The sequence below is a fragment of the Collinsella sp. LCP19S3_B7 genome, assembly GCF_052121795.1.
In the GTDB taxonomy this organism is placed as follows: Bacteria; Actinomycetota; Coriobacteriia; order Coriobacteriales; family Coriobacteriaceae; genus Collinsella.
Genome location: NZ_JBQKDO010000054.1, coordinates 1 through 301 on the forward strand (window position 1 = coordinate 1; position 301 = coordinate 301).

Annotated in this window: 1 protein-coding gene; it reads right to left on the reverse strand. The window is 68.4% G+C overall.

Annotated features, from left to right (window positions below; genetic code table 11):
- Positions 1-51 precede the first annotated feature (51 nt).
- The coding region (locus ACTQW0_RS08550; protein ID WP_441567796.1) for a hypothetical protein at positions 52-301 on the reverse strand (250 nt) is incomplete at its 5' end.

The window sequence follows — 301 nt, forward strand, 5'->3', positions numbered from 1 at the left end:
TTCCGTTAGCGCAGTTGGTGAAAGTACGTTAGCGGGGTCGGCGAAAGCGCGTTAGCGCATTCGGCGAGATGCGTTTGCGAAAGTGGTCAATTTTAGATTAGCGCTAACACCAGCAGGCTCCAGCTCGCGCTGCCGCTGGAGGAGAAGACCGCCGGGTGCGTCGCGGACGCCCTGGAGGGCGTCCGGGCCGTCCTCGGCGCCGACGGGACGCGCCGCGTGTTCCGCGCCGTCCTCACCGACAACGGCGCCGAGTTCTCCGACGAGGCGGCGATCGCGGCGCTGCTCGGCGAGGGGCCGGGCG